This is a genomic window from Pseudomonas sp. FW305-7, from assembly GCF_058786735.1.
Genome location: NZ_JBYSZA010000009.1, coordinates 181,000 through 198,247, shown reverse-complemented (window position 1 = coordinate 198,247; position 17,248 = coordinate 181,000). Strand labels below are relative to the sequence as shown.

The window sequence follows — 17,248 nt, the reverse complement described above, 5'->3', positions numbered from 1 at the left end:
GTGGGGGAGAGGGGTGGGGTGAGGGGGTATGCTTTTGATCTTCAGATGCGGAAACTGCCCACCAACTGCTTCAGGCGCGAAGCCTGCTGCTCCAGATCCGAACAAGCGCGCAACGTTGCCTGCAAGTTCTCCACGCCTTCCTGATTCAGCGTATTGATCTCGGTGATATCGACGTTGATCGATTCAACCACGGCCGTCTGCTCTTCGGTCGCCGTCGCCACCGACTGGTTCATCCCGTCGATCTCGCCAATGCGCTGGGTCACGCTGTTCAAGCGTTCACCGGCCAGGTTGGCGATTTCCACGCTGTCCTGGCTGTGGCGCTGGCTATCGCTCATGGTGCTCACCGATTCGCGGGCGCCGACTTGCAGCTCCTCGATCATGGTCTGCACTTGCTGCGCCGATTCCTGGGTGCGGTGCGCCAGATTACGCACTTCATCAGCCACCACGGCAAAACCACGGCCGGCCTCACCGGCACGCGCCGCTTCAATGGCCGCGTTGAGCGCCAGCAGGTTGGTTTGCTGGGAAATGCTGGTGATCACTTCGAGAATCTGGCCGATGTTCACGGTTTTGCTGTTCAGCGACTCGATGTTGCTGCTCGACGCGCTGAGCATGCTCGACAACTGATTCATCGCCTTGATACTGCGATCCACCACCTGCTGGCCATCTTCGGCAAGACCGCGAGCGTCGCTGGCCTGGTTCGAGGCTTGCGCGGCGTTGCGGGCGATTTCCTGAGCAGCGGCGCCGAGCTGGTTGATCGCGGCGGCAACACTGCTGGTGCGCGAAGCCTGCTGATCAGAGTTGTACATCGACGAGTTCGACGCCGCGACCACGCGCAGGGCGACTTCGTTGACCTGCCCGGTAGCCGAGGACACTTCGCGGATCGAGCCGTGAATACGCTCGACGAAGCGGTTGAACGCCGTACCGAGAACACCGAATTCATCGTTATTGACGATGTTCAGACGTTTGGTCAGGTCACCTTCGCCATCGGCAATGTCTTCCATGGCGCGGGTCATGACGTGCAGCGGCTGGATCAGAATGCGGATCAGCATACCGAGCAGGGCAATGATGATTGCCACGGCAATCACCGTCGCGATCACCGCCGAGGTGCGGAACTGGCTGAGCATCGCGAAGGCCTGATCCTTGTCCACCGACAGGCCGATGTACCAGTTCACCGACGGCAGGCCCTTGATCGGGGCGAAGGTGACGATGCGGGTCTTGCCATCGACGGTGACTTCACTGAAGTCGCTGCTGATGCGCGGGGTGTCCTGCGGATACGCTTCTTTAAGCGATTTCATCACCAGCGCTTTGTCCGGGTGCACGAGGATCTTGCCGTCGGCGCTGACCAGGAACACATAACCCATGCCGTCGAAATCCCGGGCGGCGAGGGTGTCCACCAACGATTGCAGGCTCAGGTCGCCGCCGACCACGCCAACGCTCTGACCGGCCTTTTTCGAGGCTGTGGCGATGGAGATGATCAACTGCCCGGTGGCCGCGTCGATGTACGGTTCGGTCAGGGTCGAGGTGCTGCTGGTTTCGGCGCCTTTATACCAAGGCCGCACCCGTGGATCGAAACCGTCCGGCATCTTCACGTCCGGGCGGATGGTGAAGTGGCCGGTGGCATCGCCCAGGTAGGTGGCCATGAACGTCGAGGTCAGGGTTTTCTGCTCCAGCAGGCTGGCGACGTTGGCGGGTTCGGGATTGATGGCAATGTTCTGAGCGGCGTTCTCGACCAGCAGAATGCGGCCGCTGAGCCAGGTCTGGATATTGCCGGCGGTGACCTCGCCCATCTCGTTGAGATAGTTGTTCAGGTCATCGCGAATCGCGTTGCGCTGGAGCCAGTCGTTGTACAGCGTAAACGAGGCGAAAGCGGCGATGACGATGAGGGCGGCGGCAAGCAAAATTTTATGGCTGAAGCGCAGATTTTTGTTCATGGCTTGGGGTTCCGCTAAGGTCTTAATGTCCTGGGCGTGCTTTTATAAAGACGCGCAATATGGGCAAGGGTGAATACAAGCTGATATTTCCGTCTCTCCTTAGGGAAATGTCCGACCCGACTTTTCAGTCAGGTTCTCGCCTCTATTTATCGGCCATCGCGAAATAAAGATTAACCATTGGGTGACAAAATGCCTGACTCATCGCAACTCGTAATCGGCGCCGATCTCGCGGGGCAACCGATCGCCCAGGCCATGCGCCTGGCCAACCGCCACGGACTTATCGCCGGCGCGACCGGCACCGGCAAAACCGTGACCTTGCAGCGTCTGGCCGAAGCCTTCAGCGACGCTGGTGTCGCGGTGTTCGCCGCCGACATCAAGGGCGACCTGTGCGGTCTCGGTGCCGCCGGCAATCCGCAGGGCAAGGTCGCCGAGCGCATCGCCGGCATGCCGTGGCTCAACTACCAGCCGCAGGCGTATCCAGTGACCTTGTGGGACATTCACGGTCAGTCCGGTCATCCGTTGCGGACCACGCTGAGTGAAATGGGCCCGCTGCTGATCGGCAGTCTGCTCGAACTCACTGACAGCCAGCAGTCGGCGCTGTACGCCGCGTTCAAAGTTGCCGACCGCGAAGGGCTGTTGTTGCTGGATCTGAAGGATCTGAAAGCGCTGCTCAATCACCTCAAGGACAATCCGCAACTGTTGGGTGAAGACGCGGCGCTGATGACCACCGGTTCCAGTCAGGCGCTGTTGCGGCGTCTGGCGACGCTGGAGCAGCAGGGCGCCGAAGCCTTGTTTGGCGAGCCGGCATTGCAACTCGAAGACATCCTGCAACCGGCGGCTGACGGCCGTGGGCGCATTCATCTGCTCGATGCCAGTCGTCTGGTACACGAGGCACCTAAGGTCTACGCGACGTTCCTGTTGTGGCTGCTGGCCGAGTTGTTCGAGCAGTTGCCGGAGCGTGGCGATGCCGACAAACCGCTGCTGGCGCTATTTTTCGATGAGGCGCATTTGTTGTTCGGCGATACGCCGAAGGCCTTGCAGGAGCGGTTGGAGCAGGTGGTGCGGCTGATCCGTTCGAAAGGCGTGGGTGTGTATTTCGTCACCCAGTCGCCGACCGATTTGCCGGACGATGTGCTGGCGCAACTCGGTTTGCGTGTCCAGCACGGCTTGCGCGCGTTTACCGCCAAGGAGCAGAAATCCCTACGCGCCGTGGCGGACGGGTTCCGGCCGAATCCGGCGTTCGACAGCCTGTCGGTGCTGACGGAGCTGGGGATTGGCGAGGCGCTGGTCGGCACCCTGGCGGAAAAAGGCACGCCGGAAATGGTACAGCGCGTGCTGGTCGCACCGCCGCAATCGCGGATCGGGCCGTTGACCGAAACCGAGCGCACCGTGCTGATTGCCGGCTCGCCGTTCAAGGGGCGCTATGACAAGCCGATTGATCGCGAGTCGGCGTATGAAATCCTGATGGGACGCAAAGATCTGGCGCCGGAAGCTGAAACGCCCGCAGGCAAGCCGGCGGCCGAAGAGCCAAGTCTCGCCGACAGGGCAGGGGAATTCCTCGGTACGGCAGCAGGTCAGGCGCTGAAGTCGGCGATGCGCCAGGCTGCCAACAATTTGGGCAAACAATTAGTGCGCGGCCTGATGGGTTCGTTACTCGGCGGCAGCAAACGCCGCTGATAGTACTTTGTTGGAGATCCAAATGTGGGAGCGAACCTGCTCGCGAAAACGTTGTGCCATTCAACACCCACGTTGTCTGACACGGCCTCATCGCGAGCAGGCTCGCTCCCACATTGGAATTGCATGCAGATTCAGAATAGAGGTCAGGTCTTGTCTTTGGCGTGCGCCGCCAACCGCTCTAGCGCCGCGCGCAACCCCGGATCACTGATCCCGTCTGCCGTCGCCTGGATCGTTGCCGCGGCATCCGTCGACAAATCCATCGTATTGCCGATAACCCCGCGCTGCACCGTCGGCGGCTGTACCTTGAACAGAATTCGCGTCAGGCTGGCGAACTCGTCAAACATCTGCAACTGACGTTGCAGACGCTTCTGCTGATAACGCAGACGTGTCGCCCAATGACCATCGGTGACAATCAGCAACAGGCTGCCTTCACGCCACGACGCCACATGGCAATGTTCGCGGGCGGCGGGTTGCAGTTGGCTTTCGAGCAGGCGTTGCAAATGCCCCAGCCGTTGGGCATGGCCGAGGATGGCTTTGAGCGGCTTGGCTTCGCGCAGGAGAACGGCGGGTGCTCTGGCCGTAAGAGGGCGAAATGCCATGATCGAACACCTGAAGTAACAGAAACGCCATGGTAGCAGAAAGGCCGAAATCACTCGCCCATTGCTTTTGCCCCCGCTTTACCCATTAAATCAACGACTAACTTCTGCCTTTCATGACTTGAAGTTGAGCAAAACGCCCCTATTTTAAGTGAGCCCCGTCAAAGCGCAGTGCCAGCATCGTGGAACATCGCCACTTTCCTCACTTCCGTTTCCGGGTAGAATGCTCGTTCGCATGCGGCCATGAGGGCTGCACGGGCGACGCTCACGGGGCCGCCCTCCATCCCTTTAGTGTGGAAGATCCTGCCGATATGTTTGCGCCTTTGTTAAAGAAACTTTTTGGAAGCAAGAACGAGCGTGAAGTCAAACGCATGCTCAAGACGGTGCAGCTCGTCAATGCCTTCGAAGAGCAAATGGTGGCCCTTTCGGACGATCAATTGCGCGCCAAGACCAATGAGTTCAAGGCCCGCATCGCCAAAGGGGAAACCCTCGACAAGCTGCTGCCAGAAGCCTTTGCGGTCGCCCGCGAAGCCGGCAAGCGCATCATGGGTATGCGCCACTTCGACGTGCAGCTCGTCGGTGGCATGACCTTGCACGAAGGCAAGATCGCCGAGATGCGTACCGGTGAGGGTAAAACCCTCGTGGCTACCCTGGGTGTTTACCTCAACGCACTGTCCGGCAAGGGCGTGCACGTTGTGACGGTGAACGACTACCTGGCCCGCCGTGACGCCAACTGGATGCGCCCGCTGTATGAATTCCTCGGCCTGACCGTCGGCGTCGTGACGCCGTTCCAGCCGCCGGAAGAGAAGCGCCAGGCGTACGCCGCCGACATCACCTACGGCACCAACAACGAATTCGGTTTCGACTACCTGCGCGACAACATGGCGTTCAGCATGGAAGAAAAATTCCAGCGCGAACTCAATTTTGCCGTGATCGACGAAGTCGACTCCATCCTCATCGACGAAGCGCGTACTCCGCTGATCATTTCCGGTCAGGCCGAGGACAGCTCCAAGCTGTACATGGAGATCAATAAACTGATCCCGCAGTTGGAACTGCACGTCGAAGAAGTCGAAGGCGAAGTCACCAAGGCTGGCCACTACACCGTTGACGAGAAAACCCGTCAGGTCGAACTCAACGAAGCCGGTCACCAATACATCGAAGACATGCTCACCCGCGTCGGCCTGCTGGCTGAAGGCGAGAGCCTGTACTCGGCGCACAACCTGGGCCTGCTGACCCACGTTTACGCCGGTCTGCGTGCGCACAAGCTGTTCAACCGCAACATCGAATACATTGTGCAGGATGGCCAGGTCGTGCTGGTTGACGAACACACCGGTCGTACCATGCCGGGCCGTCGTTTGTCCGAAGGCCTGCACCAGGCCATCGAAGCGAAAGAAGGTCTGAACATCCAGGCCGAGAGCCAGACGCTGGCTTCGACCACGTTCCAGAACTACTTCCGCCTGTACACCAAGCTGTCCGGCATGACCGGTACCGCTGACACCGAAGCGTTCGAATTCCACCAGATCTATGGTCTGGAAGTCATGGTCATTCCGCCGAACAAACCGTTGGCGCGTAAAGACTTCAACGACCTGGTGTTCCTCACGGCCGAAGAGAAGTACGCGGCCATCGTGGCGGACATCAAGGAAAGCATGGCCGCTGGTCGTCCGGTGCTGGTGGGTACTGCGACCATCGAAACCTCCGAGCACATGTCCAGCCTGCTCGTGAAGGAAGGCATCGAACACAAGGTTCTGAACGCCAAGTTCCACGAAAAAGAAGCCGAGATCATCGCGCAGGCCGGTCGTCCGGGCGCGCTGACCATCGCCACCAACATGGCCGGTCGTGGTACCGACATCCTGCTGGGCGGTAACTGGGAAGTGGAAGTGGCTTCGCTGGAAGACCCGACCCCTGAGCAAATCGCCCAGATCAAGGCCGACTGGCAGAAGCGTCACCAGCAAGTGCTGGAGTCCGGCGGCTTGCAGGTTATCGCCTCCGAGCGTCACGAATCCCGCCGTATCGACAACCAGCTGCGTGGCCGTGCCGGCCGTCAGGGTGACGCCGGTTCCAGCCGCTTCTACCTGTCGCTGGAAGACAGCCTGATGCGCATCTTTGCCTCTGACCGGGTGAAGAACTTCATGAAAGCTCTGGGCATGCAGCCGGGCGAAGCGATCGAGCACCGCATGGTGACCAACGCGATCGAGAAGGCGCAACGCAAGGTTGAAGGCCGCAACTTCGACATTCGCAAGCAACTGCTCGAGTTCGACGACGTCAACAACGAACAGCGTAAAGTGATTTATCACATGCGCAACACGTTGCTGGCCGCTGACAACATCGGCGAAACCATCGCCGATTTCCGTCAGGACGTGCTCAACGCCACCGTCAGCGCGCACATTCCGCCGCAATCGCTGCCTGAGCAGTGGGACGTAGCCGGTCTGGAAGCGTCGATTGCCAGCGACTTCGGCGTGAAACTGCCGATCCAGCAATGGCTCGACGAAGACGATCACCTGTACGAAGAAACTCTGCGCGAGAAGCTCATGACCGAGCTGATGGCGGCGTACAACGAGAAAGAAGATCAGGCCGGTGCCGACGCACTGCGCTCCTTCGAGAAACAAATCGTTCTGCGCGTACTCGACGATCTGTGGAAAGACCACCTGTCGACCATGGACCACCTGCGTCACGGCATCCACCTGCGTGGTTATGCGCAGAAGAACCCGAAGCAGGAATACAAGCGCGAGTCGTTCACGCTGTTCTCCGAGCTGCTGGATTCGATCAAGCGCGACTCGATCCGTGTGTTGTCGCACGTTCAGGTTCGTCGCGAAGATCCGGAAGCCGAAGAGCAACGCCTGCGTCAGGAAGCCGAAGCGCTGGCCGCCCGCATGCAGTTCGAACACGCCGAAGCGCCAGGTCTCGATCAACCGGAAGCCTTGGGTGAGGAGGTCGATGTGGCCCTCGCCACTGCCCCGGTCCGCAACGAGCAGAAGCTGGGCCGCAACGAACTGTGCTACTGCGGTTCGGGCAAGAAATTCAAGCATTGCCACGGGCAGATCCAGTAAAACCCGTTTCAATCGCTGAGATACCCGCGCCGCGACCGGCTTCTGCCGTCGCGGCGTTTTGCCATTTAAACCACCGTCGCTGCGAGTGGCGGTGCTGACATCATTGAGAAGGAGCGCATTCATGGCTGTTGGTCTTGGTCCTTTGCCAACGTTGCACCCGGTTGCCGGTTTTGAACTCGGTATCGCCTCGGCCGGCATCAAGCGCCCAGGGCGCAAGGATGTCGTGGTGATGCGCTGCGCCGAAGGCTCCACCGTGGCGGGCGTGTTCACCTTGAACGCCTTTTGTGCGGCGCCGGTAATTCTGGCGAAAAAACGCGTACACAACGCCGTGCGTTATTTGCTGACCAACACTGGCAATGCCAACGCCGGCACCGGCGAGCCTGGTTTGGCTGCTGCCGAGCGCACCACCGCGAAACTGGCCGAGCTGACGGGCGTCGATGCCAGCCAGATTCTGCCGTACTCCACCGGGGTGATCGGCGAGCCACTGCCGGTCGAGAAGATCGAAGGCGCACTGCAAGCCGCACTGGACGATCTCTCGGAAAACAATTGGGAAGCGGCCGCCACCGGCATCATGACCACTGACACTCTGCCAAAGGGTGCCAGCCGCCAGTTCCAGCATGACGGCGTGACCATCACTGTCACCGGCATCAGCAAAGGCGCAGGCATGATCCGCCCGAACATGGCCACCATGCTCGGTTACATCGCCACCGACGCGAAAGTCTCCCGCGATGTGCTGCACAACCTGATGCTCGACGGCGCCAACAAGTCGTTCAACCGCATCACCATTGACGGCGACACCTCGACCAACGACTGCTGCATGCTGATTGCCACCGGCAAGGCTGCGCTGCCGGAAATCACCCGTGCCGAAGGCGAGTTGTTCGCCAAACTGAAACAAGCGGTGTTTGAAGTGTGCATGGACGTGGCCCAGGCCATCGTGCGCGACGGCGAAGGCGCAACCAAGTTCGTCACCGTTGAAGTCAATGGCGGCGGCAATCACCAGGAATGTCTGGACGTCGGCTACACCGTGGCGCACTCGCCGCTGATCAAGACCGCGTTGTTCGCCTCCGACCCGAACTGGGGCCGTATCCTCGCCGCTGTCGGCCGTGCCGGCGTGCCGGATCTGGACGTGAGCAAGATCGACGTGTTCCTCGGCGACGTGTGCATTGCCAGCCGTGGCGCGCGCGCTGCGACCTACACTGAAGCGCAGGGCTCGGCGGTGATGCAGCAGGAAGAAATCACCATCCGCATCGAATTGGGTCGTGGCGATTGCAGCGAAACCATCTGGACCACCGACCTGTCGCATGAATACGTGAAGATCAACGCCGAATACCGCACCTGATCCATAAGGTGGGAGCGGCTTGCGGCCTCATCGCGGGCAAGCCAGCTCCCACAGGGGTTTGTGTCGTTCACAAATATTGCGCACACCAGACTACCTGTGGGAGCGGGCTTGCCCGCGATGACGGACGACCAGACGCCAGACATTCTGGATTGTTTCCCTGACGAGAAGGCACCCAACCATGTCCCTGCACCTGATCATCGGCGACAAACTGCTGTCCTCCTGGTCCCTGCGCGCCGCCCTGGCCGTTGAACTGACCGGTGCGCCCTACACCGAAGAGCTGATCAAGCTCGGCAAGCCCGACACCCGCGAGCAACTGCTCAAGCTTTCGCCGACCGCGAAGGTGCCACTGCTGAAAACCGCCCGCGGCACCATTGCCGACTCTTTGGCGATTGCCGAATATCTCGCCGAGCAGTTCCCGTCCGAGCAGCTCTGGCCCACCGATCTCTTCGCCCGTGCTCAGGCCCGATCCGCCTGCGCACAAATGCACAGCGGCTTCTTCGCCATGCGCAATCACATGCCGTTCAACCTCAGACACGACGCGCCGCTGAACCCGGTGCCGCCGGAGGTGAAGGTCGATATCGAACGCATGCTCGCGCTGTGGGCCGAATGCCGTGCCGTCGCCACTGAAGAAGGGCCGTATCTGTTTGGCCGTGTGAGCCTGGCCGATGCATTCTTCGCCCCGATTGCCGTGCGTCTGCGCACCTATCAGGTGACGTTGCCGGCCACCGACGCAGCCTATGTTGAAACCGTCTACCAATGGCCGGCCTTCAAGGCCTGGCAAAAGGCTGGACTGGAGGAGTTGAATCCGTGAAACGTGTACACGTCGCCGCCGCTGTCATTCGTGACGAGGCTGGCAAAATTCTCATCGCTCGTCGTGCCGACACCCAGCATCAGGGTGGTCTGTGGGAATTTCCCGGTGGCAAGGTCGAGCCTGAAGAGTCGGTCGAAACCGCACTGGCCCGCGAGCTGCACGAAGAGTTGGGCATTGTCGTGGGTGCTGCCCGACCCTTGATCAAGGTGCGCCACGACTACCCCGACAAACAGGTATTGCTGGATGTCTGGGAAGTGTCGAGCTTCAGCGGCGAACCCCACGGCGCAGAAGGTCAACCGTTGGCCTGGGTCACCGCGAAGGAGCTGGCGAATTACGAGTTCCCGGCCGCCAATCAGCCGATTGTGGCGGCGGCGCGTTTGCCCGCTGAATACCTGATCACTCCGGAAGACCTCGAAACGCCAGCCTTGCTGCGTGGCATCCAGAAGGCAATCGCGGGCGGGATCAAATTGATCCAGCTGCGCGCGCCGAACGGTTACGACCCCAAGTATCGCGATCTGGCAGTGGACGCGGCGGGTCTGTGCGCGGGCAAGGCGCAGTTGATGATCAAGGGGCCATTCGAATGGTTGGGAGATTTCCCGTCCGCCGGTTGGCACATCACCGCCGCGCAGTTGCGTAAATATGCGGCAGCGGGGCGTCCATTGCCGGCGGAGCGCTGGTTGGCAGCGTCTTGCCACAATGCCGAAGAACTGGCGCTGGCCGAGCAGATGGGTGTGGATTTCGTGACCCTGTCGCCGGTGCAGCCGACGCTGACTCACCCGGATGCGCAGCCGCTGGGTTGGGAGCAGGCTTCGACGTTGATCGAGGGATTCAGTAAACCGGTGTTCCTGTTGGGCGGAGTTGGCCCGGCAGAGCGCGAAAAAGCCTGGAACTGCGGGGCCCAGGGTGTGGCGGGGATTCGCGCATTCTGGCCTGATTCTTTGTAAAGGCGGCTGGCCTCATCGCCGGCAAGCCAGCTCCCACAGGTTTTTGGGTTTACACAACATTTGTGAACGACACAAAGCCCTGTGGGAGCTGGCTTGCCGGCGATGGCGTCCGTTCAGACGCTACATCCCTGTGGGTTTCGCCGCCGGCTGCCAGAGAATCTCCGCCACCCCCTGCCGCCGTGCAATCAGCCTTGCGGCCACAAATAACAAATCCGACAACCGATTGATATACGCCAGGCCAACCCCGGCCAACGGCTCAATCGCATTCAAATGCTGACAGCGTCGCTCGGCACTCCTCGCCAGGCTCCGGCACACATGGGCCTGCGCAATCAGCATCGAGCCGCCCGGCAGAATGAAATTCTCCAGCGGCCCCAACTCTTCATTCCAGACATCAATCGCCGCTTCCAGACGCTCGATTTCCGCCGCGTTCAGCGCCTGATATTCCGGCATGGCCAACTCGCCACCGAGGTCGAACAGTCGATGCTGACAAGGCGCCAGCACCTCGATCAATTCATTCAACCCGGGCGTCGCTTCACGCTCGGCAATCAATCCGGCAAGCAGTACGCCGACCTGACTGTTCAGCGTATCGACTTCGCCAATCGCCTCGATGCGCGGGTGATCCTTAGGCACGCGGCGACCATCGCCCAGGCCGGTTTCGCCTTTGTCGCCAGTGCGGGTGTAGATCTTCGACAGGCGAAAGCCCATGGGTTACCTCGTCAGTTGATTGGTTTCGGCAGCGATGGGCAGTGGCTGGGTCAGCGGCAGGCGCAAGGTGAAACAGGTGCCTTGCCCGGGCGCCGACTGCACTTCCATCTGCCCTTTGTGATTGTTGGTGATGATGAAATACGACACGGATAAACCAAGGCCCGTGCCCTGGCCGATTTCCTTGGTGGTGAAGAACGGCTCGAACGTGCGTTTGCGCACGTTCTCGCTCATGCCGATGCCGTTGTCCTCGACCTGAATCTCCGCCCACGGCGGATTAAGCTTGGTGCGCAGAATAATCCGTCCTGGCTCGCTGTCGTCTTCGCGCTGGTGAATCGCTTGCGCGGCGTTTTTCAGCAGATTGAGCAGCACTTGTTCCAGCTCGTTGGCCGTGCCTGGCACTGGCCCGAGCGCCGGGTCGAACTGGCGGATGATCGCCTGACCCTTGAAGTCGAAACCGATGGCCAGATCGAAATCATTGCCGGCGATTTCCACCGCTTGATCGATCAGTGCCGGCAGATCGCACGGCGCCATTTGCCGAGTGCTGCGGCGGCTGAAACTGAGCATGTGCGTGACGATTTTCGCCGCCCGCGCCCCAGCCTGTTGAATACCGTCGAGCAGTTGCGGGACTTCTCGCCCTTGCAGGTAGCGATTGACCGTGTCCAGTTCAATGCCCAGTTGCTCGGCGGTTTCGAGGTTCTTCGGCAGCTCCGCCGACAAGCGCCGGCGGATGTTTTGCACGTTGTGCAGGATCGCGCCCAGCGGGTTGTTGATTTCGTGGGCCATGCCGGCGGCGAGGCCGCCGACCGAAAGCATTTTTTCCGACTGCACCATCATTTCTTCCAGCGACAGGCGCTGGGTGATGTCGTCGATACGGATCACCACACCACGGCCGGCACCGCCCATCAGCGGGTAGAAGGTCAGGGCGTAATGCTTGGGCTCATCATCCTTGAACCAGGTAACGCGCTCGACTTTCGCCACGGTGTGTTGTTCAACGGTTTGCTTGAGTTGCGGCAGAAACGGCTTGAGCGGTTCGAAGGCAAGAAAGATCGGCTGGTTCAGCGCTTCGTCCAGCCGCGTGCCGGAGAGCGCGCTGGCTTCCTGGTTCCATTGCGTGACGTAGAGCTGCTCATCGAGGGCGATCAGCGCGGACGGCATCGAGTCGATGATGCTGTTGAGGTAGTTCTGGAAGCCGGTGAGTTTCTTCTCGATCTTGCTGCGCACCTGCACTTCGAGTTCCAGCTTGCGATTGGTGTGACGGGTTTCTTCGGCAAGCCCTTGGGCCTGATCGTAAGCCGCTTGTGAGTCATCGCGGGCGCGTTTGAGTTGTTGCTCGCGGGCTTCGATGCGCGAGAGCATGGTGTTGAACGCCTCGGCGAGGCTGCCGATTTCGTCATGATTGCCGCGTGAGGCGCGCAGGGCGTAGTTCTCTTCGCGCGTGACCTGCCGGGACAACTCTTCAAGCTGATGGATCGGCCGGGTGATCAGGCGTTTGATCTGCCGGGCAATCACCAGCCACAACAGCACGCTGAAAATCAGGATGCCCAGGCTCGCCGTCAGCGTGCCGGTGTAGAACGCCATCGGCAGCTCACTACTGGCCACCAGCAGCAGATGGCCCGGCGCGGTACCGGGACGGGGCAGGGTGATCAGTTGGTTGCTGCGAAACTCGGTGAGTTGCCAGGCTTCGATGTGCCGGTAGCGTTCCGGCAGAGCGAGTTTGTCACCGTGTTGCACTTGCGCGAGCCGTTCGCCTTTGCCGTCATACAGTGCGGCGGCGCGCAGCGGCGAATAGCTGTCGAGTTCCTTGAGCAGGCGTTCGGCACTTTGTGGCGATTGCAGGGCTTCACTGACCAGACTCGGGTTGGAAATCAACCGGCCGATGGTCTGCAAGGCCTGCGGGGCCATGCTTTCCTGGGAAATGTAATAGGCGGCGCTGATAAAAGTCAGGTTGGCGACCAGCAAGACAGTGGTCAACAGCACCAGCAGGGCAGCCAGCAGTTTCTGGCCGACCGGCAGGTTTTCGAGGCGCTGGCGCAATGGCATCAGGGTTATCGCAGCAAAGGAACAAGTGGCCAGCGTAGCCGCTGCTCAGTCGCTGGGCAATCCAAGGCTGTGCAGATGCGCCACCAGGCGTTGCTGTAATTGATTGAGGTGCGGCAGGTTCAATTGGTGGCGCTCAGCGACTTTGCAGGCGTGGCCCAATAGATAGCTGATTTCGGTGCGGCGCTGGTTGGCCACGTCTTGATACATCGACGAGTAATTGGCGGCGGTGGCCTGGATTACCCGTTCGACTTCCTGTTGCAGATTGTCCGCCGCTGCCGGTTGGCCGCAACGCTCCAGCAATTCGGCCAGTTCCGCGCACAGTGTGGCGACTTCACAATGATGGGCCTGCAATCCGCCGTTACGGCAGCCGTGCAACACGGTCAACGGATTGATCGCGCAGTTGAGTGCCAGTTTGCGCCACAGCCGCGTGAGGATGTCGGTGCTCCATTCATGGGGGATTTTCGCTGCCTCCAGATCGTCCAGCCAGATCGGCGCGACCGGATGCGCGACATCGCCGAGCCAGGTGAAACCGTGGCCGGCGAACACCACACGCCAGTCACCGTCGCGGAACGCGCCCTCGGTGCTGGAGGCGCTGATGCAGCGCACCTGCGGCACTATTGCGGCAACGGCGTCCTGACTGCCGAGACCGTTTTGCAACAGGATCAGCTCGGCATCGGTTGTCAGGCGCGGAGCGAGGAGGGCGACGGCACTTTCAGCATCGTAGGCCTTGCAGGCCACCAGCAGGCGACGGATCGGTTCGGGGCTGTCCGGGGTTTCGCCGGGAACTGCATAGGTATTCGCTTGTCCCTGTTCCACGAGCGTCAAACCGCCCGCCGCGTTGTAGCTTTGCAAGCGCACCGCGTCGCGCACGATCAGCCTGACCGGCACTCCGGCCCGAGCCAGTCGTGTAGCCCAAAGTGTGCCGAGACTGCCGGCGCCGAGAACATGCCAGGGGGTAGACATCAGTTTTTTGCTCGATTGGTTGCAGGCATGTGCGGCTCGCCGTGTCGACAGGAAAAGACCCGTTATAATGAGCCCGATTTTAACCGCAAGCCAAGCGCGCTCCATGCACATCGAGCGCGCCTTTTTTATTGGAGAGATTACATGCCGTCGTTCGACGTGGTATCCGAACTGGACAAACACGAACTCACCAACGCGGTCGAGAACGCCGTGAAGGAACTCGATCGTCGTTATGACCTGAAAGGCAAAGGCAGTTTCGAGTTCAAGGAAAAGGACCTCACCGTCAGCCTGACCGCTGAAGCCGGGTTCCAGCTGGAAGCGATGATTGAAATCCTCAAGCTGGCGCTGGTCAAGCGCAAGATCGACGTGCAGTGCCTTGAGGTCAAGGACGCTTACGCTTCGGGCAAGCTGATGAAGCAGGACGCCATCCTCAAGGAAGGTATCGACAAAGAGCTGGCGAAGAAGATCGTCGGCCACATCAAGGATGCCAAGCTCAAGGTGCAGGCCGCCATTCAGGGCGAGCAGGTACGTGTGACCGGCAAGAAGCGTGACGATCTGCAAGAAGCCATCGCCGCCCTGCGTGCCAAGGAATTCGGCATGCCGCTGCAGTTCAACAACTTCCGCGATTAAGCACCTCGTTACCCTGTGGGAGAGAGCAAAGCCCCTCCCACATTGGATTTATGTACACCCCGGCGGTTTTCTGCCGTTCATCTCTCGCGTGCCGAATGGCCGGAAATCAGGAGTTAAAACATGGATTTGAATGCTGAGGTAGACAACCTGGTCAAGGCATCCCAGGCGTGGATCCCGATGATCATGGAATACGGCAGCCGTGTGCTGCTGGCAGTGATTACCCTGGCCATCGGCTGGTGGCTGATCAACAAGGTCACGCAAAAACTGGGCGGTCTGCTGGCCCTGCGTAACGCTGATCTGGCGTTGCAAGGTTTCATCAGCAGCCTGGCCAACATCATTCTCAAGGTGCTGCTGATCGTCAGCGTCGCCTCGATGATCGGTGTCGAAACCACTTCGTTCGTTGCCGCGATCGGTGCTGCCGGTCTGGCCATCGGTCTGGCCTTGCAGGGCAGCCTGGCAAACTTCGCCGGCGGTGTGCTGATTCTGTTGTTCCGTCCGTTCCGTATCGGCGACTGGATCGAAGCGCAAGGTGTGTCGGGTACCGTCGACAGCATTCAGATTTTCCACACGGTGCTGCGTACCGGCGACAACAAGACCATCATCGTGCCAAACGGCAACCTGTCCAACGGCATCATCACCAACACCAACCGTCAGCCGACTCGCAAGGTTGTGTTCGATGTGGGTGTGGATTACGAAGCCGATCTGCAAAAGGCCCGTCAAGTGTTACTGGATTTGGCCAAGGATGAGCGCGTGTTGCAGGATCCTGCGCCACAGGCCGTCATTTCGACTTTGGGCGACAGTTCGATCACGGTTTCCCTGCGTGTGTGGGTGAAAACCGCAGACTATTGGGATGTGATGTTCATGTTTAACGAACAGTCCCGCGATCGTTTAAAGACTGCCGGCATTGATATCCCGTTTCCGCAACGGGTGATTCGGGTAGTTCAGGAAACTGCGGTATAGAAACAACGTTGAGAGCTGGCCCAGCGGTCAGTTAATTAATGAAAAGCCCAAGAGTTGTTCGCACTCTTGGGTTTTTTTATGGGCCAGGTAAAAGTTTGCTGGCTAATAGATAGCTGGCTAAACGTTATTGTTTAAAGGTGAGTTGCCAGAGTCATAAAAAAACCGCCCACCTGAAACAGGTGGACGGTTCTTTTTAGAGCAATGCTCTGAAGTAACGCCGATTTACATCCTGATTACAGGATGTGCAGCGGGTACTCAACGATTACACGCACGTCGTTGTTGTCTGCGGTGTAGTCGGCGTTGTACGCACCGTTTGCACGATAGATCGCGCTACGCAGGCGGAACGACAGATCCTTGGCTGGACCTTCCTGCAGTACGTATTTGGTTTCGAAGTTGAACTCGTTTTCCTTACCTTCGGTATCGGACGAGGTCTTGATGTTGTCGCCTTTGACGTAACGCGCCATGAAGCTCAGGCCAGGAACGCCGTAGGTCTTCATGTTCAGGTCGTAGCGAGCCTGCCAGGAGCGTTCGTCGCGACCGATGAAGTCGGAGATCTGGATGGAGTTGGCTACGAAGATCGTGCTGTTACCGTCCACGCCGTACAGGTAGTTGGTGTCACCGGTGGAACGCTGGTGAGCGATGGTGAATTTGTGTGCACCGATGCTGTACGCCGCTGCAAGGCTCCACAGTTTGTTGTCCAGTTCGCCGTACAGCGCCTGGCCCTGATCCTTGGTGCGGTAGCCGTTGAAGTCGATGTTCAGCGACTGCTCGTCATTGATCGGGAAGGTGTAGTTGGCGTTGATGTATTGCTTCTTGAAGTAGTCATCAACGTCCGACGCAGCAACACCGGCAACGAAGTTATCGGTGAACTGGTAGGTGGCGCCAGCGATGTTGGCGCTGGTCAGGCCCGGGGTGGACTTGCCGTTGATGCTGTCCTTGCCCATGCCGGTTTGCGAGCTCAGCGCGGTGAAACGACCTGCGGTCAGTTCCAGACCCTTGATCTCTTTGCTGGTGAGCAAGGTGCCTTCAGCGACTTCTGGCAGCAGACGGCTGTCATCGGTAGCGAATACAGGGCTGGCAACGAATTGACGACCGTACTTTAGAGTGGTGTCGGAGAGGCGGAACTTGACGGCTGCGCCAGTTTTGCCTTGAGCGTTTTCTGGCTCGTTGTCGCCATTACGGGCAAACAGACCGTTACCGGAACGACCTTCGCCACCATCCAGCTTGACGGTGCCCATGGCCATCGCGTCAAGACCAAAACCGATAGTGCCTTGAGTGAAGCCCGACTCGTAGGTCAGCAGTTGGCTGACACCAGTGTCCTGACGATAACCGCTTTTGAAACCGCCACCGTCTTTGGCAATGTTGCCGGCGCCATTACGGAAGTCACGGTTCATGTATTCCAGACGGGTTTTCAGATTCAGGCTCTGATCTTCCAGGAAACCCTTCGCGTCATCTTGAGAGGACGCTACTGCGAACTGCGAGGTGCCTGCTGCGACAGCCAGGGCGATCATGCTCCACTTCATCACGCGCATCGTGATTTGCTCCTTTGGTTTTTAGAAGAGTACTGCCGTCCCACCTGTTTTATTATCTGGGCGGCTCTTTCTTTTT

At 59.6% G+C, this 17,248-nt stretch carries 13 protein-coding genes and 1 pseudogene; 7 read left to right on the top strand and 7 right to left on the bottom strand.

The genetic code is table 11. The annotated features are described in order from the left end of the window. Positions 1–41: 41 nt before the first annotated feature. Together AC3WMT_RS14070 and AC3WMT_RS14065 are read right to left on the bottom strand one after the other, a co-directional pair. Complete coding sequence (locus AC3WMT_RS14070) at positions 42–806, bottom strand: methyl-accepting chemotaxis protein (protein ID WP_371043227.1); 765 nt, start codon at positions 804–806, stop codon at positions 42–44. A 93-nt stretch (positions 807–899) separates the two neighbouring features. Then, a pseudogene (locus AC3WMT_RS14065) lies at positions 900–1,931 on the bottom strand (HAMP domain-containing protein); the annotation flags it as partial. A 189-nt stretch (positions 1,932–2,120) separates the two neighbouring features. Between AC3WMT_RS14065 and AC3WMT_RS14060 the strand changes: the two are divergent. Next, complete coding sequence (locus AC3WMT_RS14060) at positions 2,121–3,608, top strand: helicase HerA-like domain-containing protein (protein WP_103304091.1); 1,488 nt, start codon at positions 2,121–2,123, stop codon at positions 3,606–3,608. 143 nt (positions 3,609–3,751) lie between these two features. Here AC3WMT_RS14060 and AC3WMT_RS14055 read toward each other — a convergent pair whose 3' ends face one another. Continuing rightward, positions 3,752–4,207, bottom strand: a complete 456-nt coding sequence (locus AC3WMT_RS14055; protein WP_103303939.1) for a DUF721 domain-containing protein — start codon at positions 4,205–4,207, stop codon at positions 3,752–3,754. A 308-nt stretch (positions 4,208–4,515) separates the two neighbouring features. Between AC3WMT_RS14055 and secA the strand changes: the two genes are divergently transcribed. The 4 genes from secA (at position 4,516) to AC3WMT_RS14035 (ending at position 10,345) form a co-directional block, all read left to right on the top strand. Continuing rightward, positions 4,516–7,251 (top strand): preprotein translocase subunit SecA, encoded by a 2,736-nt coding sequence (gene secA / locus AC3WMT_RS14050; RefSeq protein WP_103303940.1) that lies wholly within the window; start codon positions 4,516–4,518, stop codon positions 7,249–7,251. Between the two features lie 121 nt (positions 7,252–7,372). After that, positions 7,373–8,590 (top strand): bifunctional glutamate N-acetyltransferase/amino-acid acetyltransferase ArgJ, encoded by a 1,218-nt coding sequence (argJ, locus tag AC3WMT_RS14045; protein WP_103303941.1) that lies wholly within the window; start codon positions 7,373–7,375, stop codon positions 8,588–8,590. A 178-nt stretch (positions 8,591–8,768) separates the two neighbouring features. Then, entirely contained in the window at positions 8,769–9,401 is a 633-nt protein-coding gene (locus AC3WMT_RS14040; RefSeq protein ID WP_103303942.1) for a glutathione S-transferase family protein, read from the top strand. After that, a complete protein-coding gene (locus AC3WMT_RS14035; RefSeq protein WP_103303943.1) occupies positions 9,398–10,345 on the top strand; it encodes a Nudix family hydrolase in 948 nt (315 codons plus the stop codon). The genes AC3WMT_RS14040 and AC3WMT_RS14035 overlap by 4 nt, the downstream gene beginning before the upstream one ends. Positions 10,346–10,465: 120 nt before the next feature. On the opposite strand, the gene AC3WMT_RS14030 is transcribed toward AC3WMT_RS14035, so the two are convergent. The 3 genes from AC3WMT_RS14030 to AC3WMT_RS14020 are packed head-to-tail and all read right to left on the bottom strand — an operon-like array spanning position 10,466 to position 14,053. After that, a complete protein-coding gene (locus AC3WMT_RS14030) occupies positions 10,466–11,050 on the bottom strand; it encodes a cob(I)yrinic acid a,c-diamide adenosyltransferase (protein WP_103303944.1) in 585 nt (194 codons plus the stop codon). Between the two features lie 3 nt (positions 11,051–11,053). Continuing rightward, complete coding sequence (locus AC3WMT_RS14025) at positions 11,054–13,090, bottom strand: sensor histidine kinase (protein WP_103303945.1); 2,037 nt, start codon at positions 13,088–13,090, stop codon at positions 11,054–11,056. A 45-nt stretch (positions 13,091–13,135) separates the two neighbouring features. Continuing rightward, complete coding sequence (locus AC3WMT_RS14020) at positions 13,136–14,053, bottom strand: putative 2-dehydropantoate 2-reductase (protein WP_103303946.1); 918 nt, start codon at positions 14,051–14,053, stop codon at positions 13,136–13,138. Positions 14,054–14,194: 141 nt separating this feature from the next. Between AC3WMT_RS14020 and AC3WMT_RS14015 the strand changes: the two genes are divergently transcribed. Beyond that, on the top strand, positions 14,195–14,680 hold the full coding sequence (locus AC3WMT_RS14015; RefSeq protein WP_008080210.1) for a YajQ family cyclic di-GMP-binding protein: 486 nt from the start codon (positions 14,195–14,197) through the stop codon (positions 14,678–14,680). A gap of 120 nt (positions 14,681–14,800) precedes the next feature. After that, positions 14,801–15,640, top strand: a complete 840-nt coding sequence (locus AC3WMT_RS14010; RefSeq protein WP_103303947.1) for a mechanosensitive ion channel family protein — start codon at positions 14,801–14,803, stop codon at positions 15,638–15,640. 233 nt (positions 15,641–15,873) lie between these two features. On the opposite strand, the gene AC3WMT_RS14005 is transcribed toward AC3WMT_RS14010, so the two are convergent. Continuing rightward, entirely contained in the window at positions 15,874–17,172 is a 1,299-nt protein-coding gene (locus tag AC3WMT_RS14005) for an OprD family porin (protein WP_103303948.1), read from the bottom strand. Between the last annotated feature and the right edge of the window lie 76 nt (positions 17,173–17,248).